Below are 15,507 nucleotides of genomic sequence, written 5' to 3'. Positions count from 1 at the left end.
GTTTATACCGACCGAAATCGGGTTGCAAAAATATAAAAAATATTTTAACTATTGTTATTTTTTTCTAAAACTTCTTCTATATACGAAAACGTAGAAAGAATATCAGGTTGCCCCTTGCTAACTGCCACTGTGTGCTCGTAATGAGCAGATGGTTGGCCATCAACGGTAGATACGGTCCAGCCATCTTTCCAGAACTTAACACCAGCTTTACCTGCGTTAATCATAGGTTCAATAGCGATCACCATACCCTCTTCCAGTTTCACGCCTGAGCCACGTTTACCATAGTTAGGTACATCTGGCTTTTCGTGCAGCTTTAAGCCTACACCGTGGCCAATCAGTTCCTTTACTACACCAAACCCATTTTTCTCAGCATGTTCCTGAACAGCATAGCCTACATCACCCACACGCATACCGGTTATGGCTTTAGCTACACCCAGCTTTAAACATTCTTGCGTTACCCGCATTAAGGTTTTAGCAGTTTCACTCATTTCACCTACACCAAAGGTGTATGCTGAATCGCCATAATATTTGTTCAGTATTACGCCGCAATCTACCGATAATAAATCACCTTCCTTTAGCTCATGTGAGCCTGGAAAGCCATGCACTACCTGATCGTTCATGGAAATGCAAAGTGAGAATGGGAAACCGTGATAATTTAAAAAAGCAGGCTCGCCACCATGATCACGAATGAAGGTTTCGGCGAGCCTATTTAGTTCGATGGTTTTAACACCGGGCTTGATAACCTTAGCTACCTCGCCCAGTGTTTTAGAAACCAGTAAAGAACTTTGTCGGATGAGTTCTATATCTTCGGCAGTCTTATAATGTATTTTTGCCATTACTGATCTTAAATAGCCGGAGGAACGGTACCAGCAGCTGTTGGAACTGTAGTACGGCCTTTTACCCTGCCTGTTTTCATTAAGCCATCATAATGGCGCATTAACAGGTGGCTTTCAATTTGCTGCAAAGTATCTAACACTACACCTACCAGAATGATTAGGGAAGTACCACCAAAAAAGCGGGCGAAAGTGCTATTGATATGAACCATATTGGCAATAGCCGGTATAATAGCGATGATAGCCAAGAATATTGCACCTGGCAAAGTAATTTTCGAAATTACATCATCAATAAAATTGCTGGTAGCATCGCCAGGCGTTACCCCAGGGATAAAACCGCCATTACGTTTCATATCATCTGACATCTGTTTTGGGTTAACGGTGATAGCCGTATAGAAGTAAGTAAACAGAATAATCAAGATTGCAAACAATAAGTTATGCTGCCAAGAAGTATAGGTTGATAAGGCAATCATCACGCTATTCGAAGCAACGCTCGGGAAGAACGATGATATGGTAGTTGGGATGAACATTAATGCCTGAGCAAAAATGATAGGCATTACACCTGCAGCATTTACCTTTAACGGTATATACTGACGAACGCCACCATATTGTTTATTACCGACAATACGTTTAGCATATTGTACAGCAACTTTACGTGTACCCTGTACTACTAGTATAGTAAACATTACTACAGCAATCAGTGCAACCATTTCTACAATGAACAATAATGGGCCACCACCATTCGGGCTTATTACTTTAGAGTTAAACTCATCAACAATAGCAGCAGGTAGTTGGGCAATAATACCCACCATAATAATCAGAGAGATACCGTTACCAATACCTTTATCAGTAATTTTTTCACCTAGCCACATCACAAACAATGTACCGGCAGTTAATACGAATACCGAAGTAATAGTAAACAGGCCCTGACCCATAACCGGGCTAATGGCTGATTGTACAATTTGAGAACGTACATAACCGATAGCCTGCAAAGCAGTAATAGCAATGGTCAGGTAGCGGGTCCATTGGTTTAATTTGTTCCGGCCGCTTTCTCCTTCTTTTTGCAGCTTAGCAAAATAAGGCACTGCAATACCCAGTAACTGCACCACGATGGAAGCAGAAATGTATGGCATTACACCTAAGGCAAATATGGAAGCTCTGGCGAATGAACCACCGGCAAACATATTTAATAAGCCTAGCAAACCTTCTTTAGCAGTTTGTGAATGCTGCAAAGAAGCAGGATCAACACCCGGTAAAATTACGTATGAACCTACACGGTATATTAAAAGAAATAAGAGTGTGTTAATAATACGCACTCTTAAATCTTCAATTTTCCAAATATTGGATAATGTGGTGAAAAAATTTTTCATCGAAAATTACAACTTTACAATTGAACCGCCGGCTGCTTCGATTGCTTTTTGTGCAGTAGCAGAAAACGCATGTGCCTGAACATCCAGCTTAGTGCTTACTGTACCACGACCTAAAATTTTCACTAAGTCGTTTTTAGAAGCTAAGCCATGCTCTCTTAATGTTTCAAAGTTAATAGTTGAAACTGAATATTTATCAGCTAATTGCTGTAAAGCATCTAAATTGATACTTACATATTCAACACGGTTAGGGTTTTTGAAGCCAACTTTAGGCAAACGACGTTGCAATGGCATCTGACCTCCCTCGAAACCAACTTTTGTAGTTGTACCTGAACGTGAACCAGCGCCTTTATGACCACGGGTTGAAGTTCCGCCACGGCCTGAACCAGTACCACGGCCTATTCTTTTTCTATTTTTAGTAGAACCTTCTGCAGGTTTAAGATTACTTAAATTCATAACATTAAATGTTTTCTACTGCTACCAAATGATTAACTTTTCTAATCATGCCGATGATAGCATCATTAGCTTCCACTTCTACGCTATGGTTAATTTTCTTTAAACCTAAAGCTTCAATGGTTTTTTTCTGGCGCTCACTTCTATCGATCACGCTTTTAATCTGAGTTATTTTGATTTTCGCCATGACTGATTATCCGTTAAATACTTTACCTAAATTAACGCCACGGTGCTGAGCTACGGTATAAGCATCACGCAATTGCGCTAATGCTGCTACAGTGGCTTTAACCACGTTGTGCGGGTTTGATGAACCTTTTGATTTAGCTAATACGTTATGTACACCAGCTGACTCCAGAACGGCACGCATCGCACCACCAGCAATTACACCAGTACCGTTTGCGGCTGGCTTAATGAATACGAAGCCACCTGAAAATTTACCAATTTGCTCATGAGGTACAGTACCATTGATGATAGGCACTTTTACCAGGTTCTTTTTAGCATCATCGATACCTTTAGCAATTGCTTCAGTAACCTCTTTTGCTTTGCCTAAGCCATAACCTACTACACCGTTTTCATCACCAACCACAACAATGGCTGAAAAGCTGAAAGTACGGCCACCTTTGGTTACCTTGGCAACACGTTGTATGCTTACCAAGCGATCTTTTAATTCAATCTCGCTGGTTTTAACTCTCTTTATATTTAATGTTGACATTACTTGTTTCGGTTAAAAGTTTAATCCACCTTCACGTGCACCTTCGGCCAGTTGTTTAACACGGCCATGATACAAGTATCCATTTCTGTCAAAAACTACGGAAGTGATACCGGCAGCTTTTGCTTTTTCAGCAATCAGTTTACCAACGGCTACTGATTGTTCGCCTTTAGTACCTTCAGCTTGAAAATCTTTTGAAGCTGAAGATGCTGAAACGATAGTTTTACCAGCAACATCGTCAATAATTTGTGCATAGATGCCTTTGTTGCTTCTGTACACTGACAAGCGCGGACGTTCTGCAGAACCTGAAATACGTTTTCTGATTCCTTTTTTAATTCTGTCTCTTCTTGATAATTTACCTGTCATGACGATTATTTTTTAGATGCTGATTTACCTGCTTTTCTTCTTAATACCTCGCCAACAAACTTGATACCTTTACCTTTGTAAGGCTCTGGAGCACGCAGTGAACGGATTTTGGCAGCAACCTGGCCGATCAGTTGTTTGTCGATTGACTCTAGAATGATGGTTGGGTTTTTACCTTTTTCAGCAGTAGTGGATACTTTAATTTCATTTGGCAACTCGAATACATAGTGGTGAGAATAACCCAACACTAAATCTAGCGTATTACCGGTATTGGTAGCACGGTAACCTACACCAACCAACTCTTGTTCCAGTTTGTAACCAGTAGTTACACCAGTAACCATGTTGTTGATTAATGCACGGTACAAACCATGTAATGCTTTATGACGTTTTTGATCTGTTGGACGGCTCAGCGTCAATACGCCGTCTTCTTGTGATACAGTGATATCACCGTCTACCACCTGCTCTAATTGACCTTTAGGGCCTTTTACGGTTACTACATTGCCATCATTTACAGCAATAGTAACGCCGGCAGGGATAGTAATGGGGGCTTTTCCTACTCTTGACATTTCTTTAATTTCCTCCTTGCAATTAATAAACGAAGCATAATACTTCGCCACCGATGTTTTGCTGACGGGCTTCTTTATCAGTCATTACTCCTTTTGAAGTTGACACGATAGCGATACCCAAACCATTTAATACTCTTGGCATAGTGTCCATGCCTGCATACTTTCTCAAACCTGGTTTGCTCACACGGGTTAATGTGCGGATGGCGGATACTTTGGTTACGGGGTGATACTTTAACGCTACTTTGATGTTTCCTTGAGGACCGTTGTCTTCAAACTTGTAGTTAGCGATGTAACCTTTGTCGAAAAGCACTTTAGTGATTTCCTTTTTCAGATTTGATGCAGGAATTTCAACAACCCTTTGGTTGGCCTTAATAGCATTCCTTACTCTGGTAAGATAATCTGCGATTGGATCTGTATTCATTATTGTTAAAATTTGATGGTGGTTTCCTTCGCCTCCCGACGACGACCTTCCATCGGTTAAAAATTCTTTTCTGCAATTACAGGTATATATATGCTGCAAATTGCCGGCCGCAAAGGTAAGAAATTAATTCTCAACCTGCAACCGGCAATTTGATACCTGTATTTGAGTTACCAGCTAGCTTTTTTAACCCCTGGTATTTTACCTGCTAAGGCCATTTCACGGAATGTAACACGTGAAATACCAAACTGGCGCATATAACCACGAGGACGACCGGTAAGCTTGCAACGATTGTGCAATTTTACTGGTGATGATGCTTTTGGTAATTTATCTAAAGCTTCATAATCACCGGCGGCTTTCAGTGCTGCTCTTTTCTCAGCATATCTGGCCACTAATTGAGCACGTTTGCGTTCACGTGCTTTGATACCTTCTTTAGCCATTATTGATTATTTTGATTTTTAAATGGTAAACCAAATTGTTTCAGCAATTCCAGAGCTTCAACATCGTTAGTTGCTGAAGTTACAAAGGTAATATCCATACCTTGAATTTTATTGATTTTGTCAATATTAATCTCAGGGAAGATAATTTGCTCTGTAATACCTAAAGTGTAATTGCCTTTACCGTCGAAACCTTTATCGTTGATACCTTTGAAGTCACGAATACGTGGCAATGCTACGGCAATCAAACGATCTAAAAACTCGTACATGTTGTTATCACGTAAAGTTACCCGTACACCTACTGGCATGTTTTTACGTAATTTGAAGTTCGAGATATCTTTTTTAGATTTTGATGCTACTGCTTTCTGACCAGTTATGGTGCTTAGCTCAGCAATAGTAGTATCAATCAGTTTTTTATCAGTGGTTGCAGCACCAACACCTTGGTTGATAGCAATTTTCTCCAGCTTCGGAACCTGCATTACGCTTTTGTACTGAAATTTATCTTTCAGTGCGGTGCGGATCTCGTCTTTGTATTTAGATTTTAATCTTGGAACGTAAGCCATTATTTAATTTCCTCCCCTGATTTTTTTGATATTCTAACTAATTTGCCAGCATCACTTTTCTTACGGCCAACGCGGGTAGTTTCTCCTGTTTTAGGATCAACCAACGCTAGGTTTGAAATGTGAATAGGAGCTTCTTTTTTTACAATACCACCGTTAGGGTTAGCTGCATTAGGCTTAGTATGTTTTGAAATCATGTTGATGCCTTCAACCACTGCGCGGTTGTTAGCTACAATAATTTCAGTTACTTTACCTTGCTGACCTTTAGAGTCGCCGGCAATAACTTTAACTGTGTCGCCTTTTTTTATTTTGATCTTGAACTTTTTGTTTTCCATTTTACAATACCTCCGGTGCTAATGATACAATTTTCATGAATTGTTTTTCACGAAGCTCTCTTGCCACCGGACCGAAGATACGTGTACCTCTGGGCTCATCCTGGTTGTTTAACAAAACAGCTGCGTTATCGTCGAAACGAATGTAAGAACCGTCTTTACGACGAATTTCTTTTTTGGTTCTTACCACTACGGCTTTAGATACAGTACCTTTTTTCACGTTGCCTGAAGGCAGGGCGCTTTTTACAGTAACTACAATCTTATCGCCAACAGAAGCATAGCGTTTGGCAGTACCACCTAATACGCGGATTACCAACACTTCTTTAGCGCCGCTGTTATCGGCTACGGTTAATCTTGATTCCTGTTGTACCATCTTATTTAGCCCTTTCTAAAATTTGAACTAATCTCCAGTTTTTATTTTTGCTCAGCGGACGGGTTTCCATAATCAATACGGTATCGCCAATGCCACAAGTGTTAGTTTCGTCATGAGCCATGAACTTGGCAGTTTTGTTTACGAACTTGCCATAGATCGGGTGTTTCACCTTCCGCTGTACTGCAACAACAATAGATTTATCCATTTTATTGCTAACTACCAGACCGGTACGTGTTTTTCTTAAATTTCTTTCCATTGTTTCGACGCTTAAAATTATTGCTGTTCAGAAGCTGACGCCGCTTTGCGCTTGGTTAATTCAGTAGTTAAACGAGCTACTTCACGACGCTGCGTTTTGATGCGCTGAGGGTTTTCAATAGCCGAAACTGCATGAGCAAATTTCAGTTTAGTTAAACTGTTTTTTTCCTCGCTAATTTTAGCAACCAACTCTTCAGTTGACAGCGCTGATATTTCTGAGCTTTTCATTATTTTGTGAGTTGTGGGTTTCGAGAGGTAAGTTGGATGCTTACGTCGAACACCTCTATATTATACTTAATTATTTATCAGGTTACAGGTTGTAAGCTTACAGGCAACTCACAACTTACAACCTGTAACGTCTTTATGCTTCGGCGTAATCTCTACGCATTACAAATTTAGTTTGTACAGGCAGTTTCTGAGCGGCCAGGCGAAGCGCTTCTTTAGCAACTTCTAATGGCACACCTTCTGCTTCGAAGATTATCCGGCCGGGGCGTACTACCGCTACCCAGTATTCAGGAGCACCTTTACCTTTACCCATACGTACCTCTGCTGGCTTTTTAGTTACTGGTTTGTCAGGGAAAATTCTGATCCAAACCTGACCTTCACGTTTCATAAAACGTGTTACAGCAATACGGGCAGCCTCGATCTGGCGGCTGGTAATCCAGGCCGGCTCGAGTGATTTTATACCGAAAGATCCGAATGAAAGCTCAGCTCCGCGAGAAGCTACTCCTTTCATTCTGCCTTTTTGCATCTTTCTGAACTTCGTTCTTTTTGGCTGTAGCATTTTATTAGCTTTTTATATCTAAACGATGTCTGTCTCGACTTTGATTAATTATCTGTTTCCGCCTGGACGGTTACCACCACCCTGACGATTGCCGCCTGGACGGTTTTGGCCACCTGGACGATTGTTGCCGCCACCACGTTGGTTGTTGTTACCGCCTCTGCGATCACCACCACGGTCGTTACGACGATCACCGCCACGCTCATTGTTACCGAATGATGCTGCGCCTTCTGGACGACCACCTCTACCGCTTGAGCTGCTAGTTGAACCAATGTTCGGGCTCAAATCACGTTTACCGTAAACTTCGCCTTTGCAGATCCATACTTTAACACCTATTTTACCATAAGTAGTTAAAGCTTCGCCTAAAGCGTAATCAATATCGGCACGGAAAGTATGCAGAGGAATTCTGCCTTCTTTGTATTGTTCGGTACGGGCCATTTCAGCACCGCCTAAACGACCTGAACACATAATCTTGATACCTTCAGCTCCCATACGCATGGTTGATGCAATAGAAGTTTTCATGGCACGACGGAAAGAGATACGAGCTTCTAATTGCTTAGCAATACCTTCAGCTACTAATTGAGCATCCAGTTCCGGACGTTTAATTTCAAAAATGTTGATTTGAACGTCTTTCTTAGTCAGCTTCTTTAACTCTTCTTTGATTTTATCAACTTCCTGACCACCTTTACCAATAACGATACCCGGACGGGCAGTGTGGATGGTAACAGTGATACGTTTTAAAGTACGCTCAATAACTACTTTAGATACGCCGCCTTTTGCAATACGTACAGAAAGATATTTGCGGATTTTTTCATCCTCAACTAATTTATCGGAGTAGTTGTTGCCACCGAACCAATTAGAATCCCAACCTCTGATGATTCCTAAACGGTTACCTATTGGATGTGCTTTTTGTCCCATCTTAATTAGTTGATTGATGTTTTACTGTCCACAATTAAAGTAACGTGGTTAGAGCGTTTACGGATACGGTATCCGCGGCCCTGAGGAGCCGGACGCAGTCTTTTCAACTGACGACCACCACCCACTGAAACTTCTTTCACATATAAGTTGCTCTCTTCAACACGTTGACCTTCGTTTTTAGCTTCCCAGTTTTTGATAGCGGAAAGCAACAGTTTTTCAACGCGGATAGCTGCTTCTTTATTTGTATATTTTAAAATGTACAAAGCTTTTTCTACATTCTCGCCGCGGATCAAATCCACAACCAAACGCATTTTGCGTGGTGAGGTAGGGCAGTTTTGTAACTTGGCAGCAGAAGCTCCTCCTTGCTGAGCTTTCTCCTGCTCTTTGCGTTGTCTGATAGCTACAGACTTCTTAATTTTTGTTCTTGCTTCCATTGCCTGTTATTTTTTCTTTTCTGCGTGACCACGGAATGTACGGGTTGGGGCAAACTCTCCCAGCTTGTGACCCACCATGTTTTCAGTTACATACACTGGTATAAACTTGTTACCGTTGTGTACTGCAAAGGTATGACCAACGAAATCAGGAGAAATCATGGAACGACGAGACCATGTTTTTACCACTGACTTTTTATTAGATTGATTCAATACGCCAACTTTACGGTCAAGGTTATGATCAATGTATGGTCCTTTTTTAATTGAACGTGCCATTATTTCTTCCTCCTTTCTATGATATAACGATCAGATGTTTTCTTGGTATCGCGAGTTTTGTAGCCTTTAGCCAGTAAACCTTTGCGTGAACGTGGGTGACCACCTGATGCACGGCCTTCGCCACCACCCATAGGGTGATCTACCGGGTTCATAGCTACACCACGAACGCGTGGACGACGACCTAACCAGCGCTTGCGGCCAGCTTTACCTAACACTTCATTCGCTTTCTCAGCGTTTGATACAGTACCGATGGTTGCCAAGCAAGTTGACAGGATCATGCGGGTTTCGCCTGAAGGCAACTTAATGATAGCGTATTTGCCATCACGAGCTGACAGTTGTGCGTAAGTACCTGCTGAGCGGGCGATAGTACCGCCTTGACCTGGGTTTAATTCAATGTTGTGAATGATTGAACCCAGTGGAATGCTCTTTAATGGTAATGTATTGCCAACCTCTGGCGGTACAGCTGCACCTGATAATACAGTTTGACCTACTGTCAAACCTTCTGGTGCAATCATGTAACGTTTTTCGCCATCTACATAATGTAACAGGGCGATACGGGCTGAACGGTTTGGATCGTACTCAATAGTCGCAACCTTTGCGGGGATGTCAAACTTGTCACGTTTAAAGTCGATCAATCGGTATGATTTCTTATGTCCCCCACCGATATAACGCATGGTCATTTTACCGGAATTGTTACGTCCGCCTGATTTTTTGTGTGATACTACTAATGTTTTTTCAGGAACATTGGTTGTCACATCAGAGTAATCGGCGCCCACTCTGAAGCGGGTACCCGGAGTAACCGGTTTAAATCTTTTAACTGCCATTTCTCTTTTTATAATGTGCTATAAAAATCTATTGTTTCACCATCTTTCAAAGTGATGATCGCTTTTTTATAAGCAGCCGGGCGTCCGGTTACAGTACCTGCTTTAGTGTAGCGGCTCTTCAATTTTCCAGAGTATTTCATGGTGTTTACGGCTTCAACGTTTACACCATACATTGCTTCGATAGCTGCCTTAATTTGAATTTTATTCGCTTTAGGGTCAACTTTAAAAGCATAACGATTCAGTTTCTCTGTCAGCAGAGATACTTTCTCAGTAAGTAAAGGCTTTTTTAATACTTCCATAATTACTTAGCGAATGCCTCCTCCAGCGTTTTAACAGAACCTGTAGTTAATAAAAGCTTACCAGCATTTAACACATCATAAGTGTTTAACTGATCGGCAGTAATTACCTTAACTTTTTTCAGGTTTCTGCTTGATAAATAAATATTGTTATTAGCTGCAGGCAACACCAATAATGTTTTTTCATTACTGAAGTTTAAGTCAGCTACCAGCTTAGCATAGTTTTTAGTTTTGATAGAATCAAAATTGAAGTCTTCTAAAACTACAATGCTGTTATCCTGAGCTTTGTAAGTCAGGGCTGATTTACGAGCCAATGCTTTCAGCTTTTTGTTCAGCTTGAAGCTATAATCGCGCGGTTGCGGACCGAACACACGGCCACCACCATTAAACAATGGCGATTTGATGCTACCGGCACGGGCACCACCTGTACCTTTTTGTTTATGTAATTTGCGGGTTGAACCAGCAATTTCGTTACGTTGTTTTGCTTTGTGAGTACCTTGACGCTGGTTAGCTAAATATAGCTTAACATCAAGATAAACTGCATGCTCGCTAGGCTCAATACCGAAAACCGAATCAGGAAGTTGCACCTTGGCACCTGTTTGTTGACCTGATACATTTAATACGTTAACTTCCATCTTACTTATCCACGATTACGAATGAACCTTTAGCTCCAGGGATGGAACCTTTAACTACCAGCAAGTTTTGCTCAGCAAATACTTTAACCACTTCAAGGTTTTGCACCTTTACACGAGCATTACCAGTTTGGCCGGCCATACGCATACCTTTAAATACGCGAGAAGGCCATGATGAAGCACCCAGTGAACCTGGAGCGCGTAAACGGTTGTGCTGACCGTGAGTTTGCATACCCACACCGCCAAAACCATGACGCTTTACTACACCCTGAAAACCTTTACCTTTTGAGGTACCAACCACATCCACAAAATCTCCAGCAGCAAAAATCTCCACGGTAACAGTGTCACCTAGAGTTTTTTGACCCTCGAAAGTTGTGAATTCAACCAGCTTACGTTTTGGCGTAGTGCCGGCTTTCTGGAAATGGCCTTTTAAAGGAGCAGGGGTGTTTTTTTCTTTTTGCTCATCATATGCCAGCTGAATAGCTGCATATCCGTCCGTGTCAACAGACTTAACGTGAGTTACCACGCAAGGGCCAGCTTCGATTACTGTACAAGGAATATTTTTCCCTGCCTCGTCGAAAATGCTGGTCATTCCTACTTTTTTACCAATAATTCCTGACATTTTTTTGTTTCTTTTGTTTTGCCCATCGAAGCAGTAGGGCTTCGTTCAAGGCATTTTCCCGGTTTAAGGGAGGGCAAAGATAGAAAGTTTTAATTAGTTTTCAAACAGTTACGGAATTATTTTAAAAAGTTTTTGGAACTGAATTACAGGTAGTTTTAATTTGCGAATTTGCCTAATCTAATCAACAACGCTTTTTGGTTTTATACTGCTTCTTGTTTTTGCAGTTCTACTCACATTTTTTCAATTGTTGTTGTTGTTGTTGTGCCATTACGTACTATGAGGAGGCACTATTAAAATGCTTTGCTCCTATCGAGCTAACGTTTTTACTTGCACAACATCATACATTCTTAAACATCAGCCTTAAAAACTAAAGCAACCGAGCTGCCAAAAACAACATGGGCTAACACCAACTGCTTATAAAAATTTTTCAGATCGACACCGGGTGGATTAGGGTGCATTTTAAAAACCATTTTCCATACCCATGCCCCTCCTAAGCCGCTTAATGCACCAAAAACAGCACCATTAGTTATGGTAGGGTGCTTGCCAGCTTTTTTTAGATACTGTGCATATAATGTTGCAAAAATAACACCTACCAGGTAATGAGAAGACCAACCCAACCATCTGGCTTGCTGTTTGGTTAAAGGAGTTAAGCGGTTTAATAATTCACTCAGAATTTCGGCCTCATTAAACTGCTTGCCACTTTTTTCAGATACCAAATGACTAAACAAGGTCATAAATGAAGTGCCTACAATGCTACCAGCTACGATTTTAGATACGCTCGTCATACTTAATTTTTCTTATAAATGTGCAATAGCTGTGGCTGGCGTTTAAGAAAGTATAGTAGAAGCACAGCAACGGTAAATAATAAGCCACGCCGTTAAAACTTGTTATTAGTTATAGTTAGCAACCTTCAATTATTATGAAATGTTTGTATGTGCTGATGAATGGCCCCTACACCTCCCCTATGCAATAATTTATTAACTATTAAGAAACACCAGGTAAGTTCTCGTGTTTACCCATTGAGTATTTCATTTCTGCACCTGATATAAATTTGCTAAACACCTCATACTCCTTAACTCATTTACGTTAAAATAATGAAAAAAGAAGAAATTCATTTAGAGGATTTCAAGCGCATCTTGTTTGGCCAGGCACCACCTGAATTTTTATTAGAAACTTTCATCCGTACGCTGATTATCTATATCGTTCTACTGTTTATTGTACGCTGGCTGGGTAAGCGTATGATCGGTCAGTTAACTATTATGGAATTAGCAGTGATGCTAACACTGGGTGCCATAGTTTCTGTACCCATGCAGGTGCCCGACAGGGGCTTACTGCAAGGTGCCTTATTGCTGGTTTGTGCAGTGTTTTTTCAGCGGGGTATCAGCTTGATTGGCTTTCGCAGAGGTAAGTTTGAAGACATAGCTCAGGGCAAAACCAGTTTATTGGTTAAAGATGGTGTATTGCAACTGGAACAAATGGAAAAAGACCGCATATCGCGCCAGCAAATTTATGCGGAGTTAAGACAACAGAAAATTTTCAATTTAGGAATGGTTGACCGACTGTATGCAGAAGCTGAAGGTGTTTTCAGTGTTTTTAAATCTAATCAGCCCAAATCCGGATTACCTATTTTACCGCCCGATGATCAGGAAATCATGCAAATACAGCATCAGGCATCAACCCAACCGCCACAGTCTATCCAATTGATGGTCTGTGTAAGCTGTGGATTGATAAAACCGCAGAGCCAGCAAGACACAGCATGCAACCACTGCGGACATGATGAGTGGGTAAACGCTATTAACTAAAAACTTATGCAAACAGAAGATGTTAAGTTAACCGACTGGGCCAGAATACTGGTTGGTGATGTACCATATAGCTTTTATATAGAACTAATTATCCGGGCGGCATTTGTTTACCTGTTGCTCATAGTATCTATGCGCTTAATTGGTAAGCGTATGTCATCGCAAATAGGCCGTACTGAAATGGCGGCTTTAGTATCGTTAGCTGCAGCCATTGGTGTGCCTTTGCAAGCGCCAGACCGTGGTTTACTGCCTGCTGTAGCTATTGCTATTGTAGTAGTATTTACCGAACGGTGGATTGCTGCCAGAGCTTACAAAAGCCAGAACTTTGAAAAATTTATACAAGGCAACATTGATGTGCTGGTGAAAGATTCGGTTATGGACTTGAAAAATATGAAAAAAGTGCGTTTAACCCGCGAAAGACTGGTATCACAGCTCCGCTCAAACGGTATAAAACAGTTGGGAGAAGTAAAGCGCTTTTATATGGAAGCTAATGGTTCATTCACCCTAATACAAGAAGAAACGCCAAAGCCTGGCTTGTCAATCATACCACACTGGGATGAGGATTTTAATAATCGCTTTAAAAAAACCGGTGAAAAAATGGTATGCCAGACCTGTGGTCTCACCCAGAAAAAATCTGATGACGATAAACAGCAATGCCCTCAATGTGGTGATTGTAAATGGACGGACGCGGTTGAGTAAACTTATCACTCACCATAATGTTATGACACCAACACCTAACCCAACAGCAGAATTATGAACTGTGATATGCTATCGGGCATATCCATTATTCAACCTAAAAAATATTTAGCATGAAAATAGTAAACGTAATAGTAGAAAGCCCTAAGGGTAGTGGCCACAAGTATGATTATGAACCGGAAACCAAATGTTTCAAATTGATGAAAGTACTACCGGCCGGCTTAGTATTTCCGTTCGATTTTGGCTTTATTCCGGGCACCAAAGGCGAAGATGGCGATCCGTTAGACATGATTATTATTTCTGAAATCAACAGCTTTCCGGGTTGCTGTATGGATTGCCGTATCATTGGCTCCATTAAGGCGCAGCAAACCGAACGCAATGGTAAAACTATGCGTAACGACCGCTTTTTAGGCGTACCTGAAGTATCGCAGTTGTTTAAGGATGTAAAAGATCTTGAACATCTGCCTGAAGGTATCATCAGCCAGATAGAATACTTCTTTCAAAATTATAATGAGCAGGCGGGCAAAAAATTTGAGGTTTTAGAAAGGCTTGATGCTGAAGCAGCCTCTAAAGAAATTCAATAAGGACTATCTTCGAATAAAACGGGCTCTTTATTGTATTATCAATACAGCAAAGAGCCCGTTTTTTATTGTTGTTGATATACCCGTACGTAATCTACCTCAAATCGTTTCGGAAGGTGGGTAGCTGATACATCACCGCCATTATCACCGCCCAACGTCAGGTTAAGCAAGATGTAATGCGGCTGGTTGAACGGGTTAAAACCGGTACTATCTTGATTTACCAAATTTTTTAATTCTACCCTGTTTAGCAGCAAATCATCTACATAAAGACTGATGGCGGTTTTATCCCAATCCATACGCCATACATGAAACTTTTTGCTCCACTTAGGGTCGTTAAATTCTGGCAGTGGTTTGGCCGTGCTGTACCACTTGGCTTTTGAAGGCGTAGCCGTACCACAGGCAATATTAGCCAGCAGTTTGCCACGGTAATACTCCATAATATCAATTTCACCATTTGAGGGCCAGGGTTGTGTAACACCTAAAGTCCAGAAGGCAGGCCACAAACCGGCATCCGTATCAATACGACCTCGCATTACCATTCGGCCATATTGCCATTGGTGCAGGTTGCGCGTATTCATGCTGGATGAAGTGTATTCAATAAACTGACGGTTGGTTTTCCAGTTGGTACTTTGCGCCACATAATTAGGGTTAGGCTGATGAACCTTTTGCGCTTCAATAACCAGCATACCCTTATGGCATCTGGCATTTTCTGGCTGATACCATTGCAGTTCATGGTTACGTACAAAGCCTTGCTCATACTGCCAGTTGCTGACATCAGGCACGCCTTCGGTGTTAAACTCATCAGCCCATACTAATTTATAGCCTCCTGCTGTATCAGCAGTTAGTGTTTGCCCTTTTGCAGCCTGATAAAAGCCTATACTTAGGCAAAATAAACCGATGCTATACTTTATGAACTTCATAGTATTATTGGTATTTATTTATCCTGACAGGTACTACAATTAAAAGGATTATTTATGGCAAACGT

The 15,507-nt window shown here is 41.2% G+C and carries 27 protein-coding genes; 3 read left to right on the top strand and 24 right to left on the bottom strand.

What is annotated here, in order from left to right; all coding sequences use genetic code 11:
* Positions 1 to 44: 44 nt before the first annotated feature.
* From map to HH214_RS13730, 23 genes are all read right to left on the bottom strand, one after another.
* Positions 45 to 836, bottom strand: a complete 792-nt coding sequence (gene map / locus HH214_RS13840) for a type I methionyl aminopeptidase (RefSeq protein WP_169608592.1) — start codon at positions 834 to 836, stop codon at positions 45 to 47.
* 8 nt (positions 837 to 844) lie between these two features.
* Positions 845 to 2,203: a preprotein translocase subunit SecY gene (gene secY, locus HH214_RS13835; protein ID WP_169608591.1), complete on the bottom strand. Its 1,359-nt coding sequence runs from the start codon at positions 2,201 to 2,203 to the stop codon at positions 845 to 847.
* Positions 2,204 to 2,209: 6 nt separating this feature from the next.
* The gene (rplO, locus tag HH214_RS13830) at positions 2,210 to 2,656 is read right to left on the bottom strand and encodes a 50S ribosomal protein L15 (protein WP_169608590.1); all 447 of its coding nucleotides are present in this window, start codon (positions 2,654 to 2,656) and stop codon (positions 2,210 to 2,212) included.
* 4 nt (positions 2,657 to 2,660) lie between these two features.
* Positions 2,661 to 2,840, bottom strand: coding sequence for a 50S ribosomal protein L30 (gene rpmD / locus HH214_RS13825; RefSeq protein WP_169608589.1), 180 nt, complete (start codon positions 2,838 to 2,840; stop codon positions 2,661 to 2,663).
* A gap of 6 nt (positions 2,841 to 2,846) precedes the next feature.
* On the bottom strand, positions 2,847 to 3,365 hold the full coding sequence (rpsE, locus tag HH214_RS13820) for a 30S ribosomal protein S5 (RefSeq protein ID WP_169608588.1): 519 nt from the start codon (positions 3,363 to 3,365) through the stop codon (positions 2,847 to 2,849).
* Positions 3,366 to 3,377: 12 nt separating this feature from the next.
* A complete protein-coding gene (rplR, locus tag HH214_RS13815; protein ID WP_169608586.1) occupies positions 3,378 to 3,728 on the bottom strand; it encodes a 50S ribosomal protein L18 in 351 nt (116 codons plus the stop codon).
* 5 nt (positions 3,729 to 3,733) lie between these two features.
* Positions 3,734 to 4,291, bottom strand: a complete 558-nt coding sequence (gene rplF, locus HH214_RS13810; RefSeq protein ID WP_169608584.1) for a 50S ribosomal protein L6 — start codon at positions 4,289 to 4,291, stop codon at positions 3,734 to 3,736.
* A gap of 22 nt (positions 4,292 to 4,313) precedes the next feature.
* Positions 4,314 to 4,712 (bottom strand): 30S ribosomal protein S8, encoded by a 399-nt coding sequence (gene rpsH / locus HH214_RS13805; protein WP_169608582.1) that lies wholly within the window; start codon positions 4,710 to 4,712, stop codon positions 4,314 to 4,316.
* A gap of 167 nt (positions 4,713 to 4,879) precedes the next feature.
* The gene (gene rpsN / locus HH214_RS13800; RefSeq protein WP_169608580.1) at positions 4,880 to 5,149 is read right to left on the bottom strand and encodes a 30S ribosomal protein S14; all 270 of its coding nucleotides are present in this window, start codon (positions 5,147 to 5,149) and stop codon (positions 4,880 to 4,882) included.
* The gene (gene rplE / locus HH214_RS13795) at positions 5,149 to 5,709 is read right to left on the bottom strand and encodes a 50S ribosomal protein L5 (protein WP_169608578.1); all 561 of its coding nucleotides are present in this window, start codon (positions 5,707 to 5,709) and stop codon (positions 5,149 to 5,151) included. The genes rpsN and rplE overlap by 1 nt, the downstream gene beginning before the upstream one ends.
* Positions 5,709 to 6,041 carry a 50S ribosomal protein L24 gene (gene rplX, locus HH214_RS13790; RefSeq protein ID WP_169608576.1) on the bottom strand — a complete coding sequence of 111 codons (333 nt, stop codon included), beginning with the start codon at positions 6,039 to 6,041 and terminating at the stop codon, positions 5,709 to 5,711. Before rplX ends, rplE begins: the two co-directional genes overlap by 1 nt.
* Position 6,042: 1 nt before the next feature.
* Positions 6,043 to 6,411: a 50S ribosomal protein L14 gene (gene rplN, locus HH214_RS13785; protein WP_169608574.1), complete on the bottom strand. Its 369-nt coding sequence runs from the start codon at positions 6,409 to 6,411 to the stop codon at positions 6,043 to 6,045.
* 1 nt (position 6,412) lies between these two features.
* Positions 6,413 to 6,667, bottom strand: a complete 255-nt coding sequence (gene rpsQ / locus HH214_RS13780; RefSeq protein WP_169608572.1) for a 30S ribosomal protein S17 — start codon at positions 6,665 to 6,667, stop codon at positions 6,413 to 6,415.
* A 17-nt stretch (positions 6,668 to 6,684) separates the two neighbouring features.
* Positions 6,685 to 6,894 (bottom strand): 50S ribosomal protein L29, encoded by a 210-nt coding sequence (gene rpmC / locus HH214_RS13775; protein ID WP_169608570.1) that lies wholly within the window; start codon positions 6,892 to 6,894, stop codon positions 6,685 to 6,687.
* 133 nt (positions 6,895 to 7,027) lie between these two features.
* Positions 7,028 to 7,450, bottom strand: coding sequence for a 50S ribosomal protein L16 (gene rplP, locus HH214_RS13770; RefSeq protein WP_169608568.1), 423 nt, complete (start codon positions 7,448 to 7,450; stop codon positions 7,028 to 7,030).
* A 48-nt stretch (positions 7,451 to 7,498) separates the two neighbouring features.
* Positions 7,499 to 8,365, bottom strand: a complete 867-nt coding sequence (rpsC, locus tag HH214_RS13765) for a 30S ribosomal protein S3 (protein ID WP_169608566.1) — start codon at positions 8,363 to 8,365, stop codon at positions 7,499 to 7,501.
* Between the two features lie 5 nt (positions 8,366 to 8,370).
* A complete protein-coding gene (gene rplV / locus HH214_RS13760) occupies positions 8,371 to 8,799 on the bottom strand; it encodes a 50S ribosomal protein L22 (RefSeq protein WP_169608564.1) in 429 nt (142 codons plus the stop codon).
* A gap of 6 nt (positions 8,800 to 8,805) precedes the next feature.
* Positions 8,806 to 9,072, bottom strand: coding sequence for a 30S ribosomal protein S19 (rpsS, locus tag HH214_RS13755; RefSeq protein ID WP_169608555.1), 267 nt, complete (start codon positions 9,070 to 9,072; stop codon positions 8,806 to 8,808).
* Positions 9,072 to 9,896, bottom strand: coding sequence for a 50S ribosomal protein L2 (gene rplB / locus HH214_RS13750; protein ID WP_169608554.1), 825 nt, complete (start codon positions 9,894 to 9,896; stop codon positions 9,072 to 9,074). Before rplB ends, rpsS begins: the two co-directional genes overlap by 1 nt.
* Before the next feature lie 8 nt (positions 9,897 to 9,904).
* Positions 9,905 to 10,195 carry a 50S ribosomal protein L23 gene (rplW, locus tag HH214_RS13745; protein ID WP_169608552.1) on the bottom strand — a complete coding sequence of 97 codons (291 nt, stop codon included), beginning with the start codon at positions 10,193 to 10,195 and terminating at the stop codon, positions 9,905 to 9,907.
* 2 nt (positions 10,196 to 10,197) lie between these two features.
* On the bottom strand, positions 10,198 to 10,827 hold the full coding sequence (gene rplD / locus HH214_RS13740; RefSeq protein WP_169608550.1) for a 50S ribosomal protein L4: 630 nt from the start codon (positions 10,825 to 10,827) through the stop codon (positions 10,198 to 10,200).
* Between the two features lies 1 nt (position 10,828).
* Positions 10,829 to 11,446: a 50S ribosomal protein L3 gene (gene rplC / locus HH214_RS13735; RefSeq protein ID WP_169608548.1), complete on the bottom strand. Its 618-nt coding sequence runs from the start codon at positions 11,444 to 11,446 to the stop codon at positions 10,829 to 10,831.
* Between the two features lie 347 nt (positions 11,447 to 11,793).
* On the bottom strand, positions 11,794 to 12,231 hold the full coding sequence (locus HH214_RS13730; RefSeq protein ID WP_169608546.1) for a hypothetical protein: 438 nt from the start codon (positions 12,229 to 12,231) through the stop codon (positions 11,794 to 11,796).
* 309 nt (positions 12,232 to 12,540) lie between these two features.
* On the opposite strand from HH214_RS13730, the gene HH214_RS13725 reads away from it, so the two are divergent.
* The 3 genes from HH214_RS13725 (at position 12,541) to HH214_RS13715 (ending at position 14,525) form a co-directional block, all read left to right on the top strand.
* On the top strand, positions 12,541 to 13,248 hold the full coding sequence (locus tag HH214_RS13725; protein WP_169608544.1) for a DUF421 domain-containing protein: 708 nt from the start codon (positions 12,541 to 12,543) through the stop codon (positions 13,246 to 13,248).
* A gap of 6 nt (positions 13,249 to 13,254) precedes the next feature.
* Positions 13,255 to 13,944, top strand: a complete 690-nt coding sequence (locus HH214_RS13720) for a YetF domain-containing protein (protein WP_169608542.1) — start codon at positions 13,255 to 13,257, stop codon at positions 13,942 to 13,944.
* Positions 13,945 to 14,054: 110 nt separating this feature from the next.
* Positions 14,055 to 14,525 carry an inorganic diphosphatase gene (locus HH214_RS13715; RefSeq protein WP_169608540.1) on the top strand — a complete coding sequence of 157 codons (471 nt, stop codon included), beginning with the start codon at positions 14,055 to 14,057 and terminating at the stop codon, positions 14,523 to 14,525.
* A 62-nt stretch (positions 14,526 to 14,587) separates the two neighbouring features.
* Here HH214_RS13715 and HH214_RS13710 read toward each other — a convergent pair whose 3' ends face one another.
* Entirely contained in the window at positions 14,588 to 15,442 is an 855-nt protein-coding gene (locus tag HH214_RS13710; RefSeq protein ID WP_169608537.1) for a glycoside hydrolase family 16 protein, read from the bottom strand.
* Between the last annotated feature and the right edge of the window lie 65 nt (positions 15,443 to 15,507).

The organism is Mucilaginibacter robiniae, assembly GCF_012849215.1.
GTDB classification, from domain to species: domain Bacteria; phylum Bacteroidota; class Bacteroidia; order Sphingobacteriales; family Sphingobacteriaceae; genus Mucilaginibacter; species Mucilaginibacter robiniae.
Note: the sequence above shows the minus strand (reverse complement) of the source record. Positions and strands in the feature narration are given on the sequence as shown.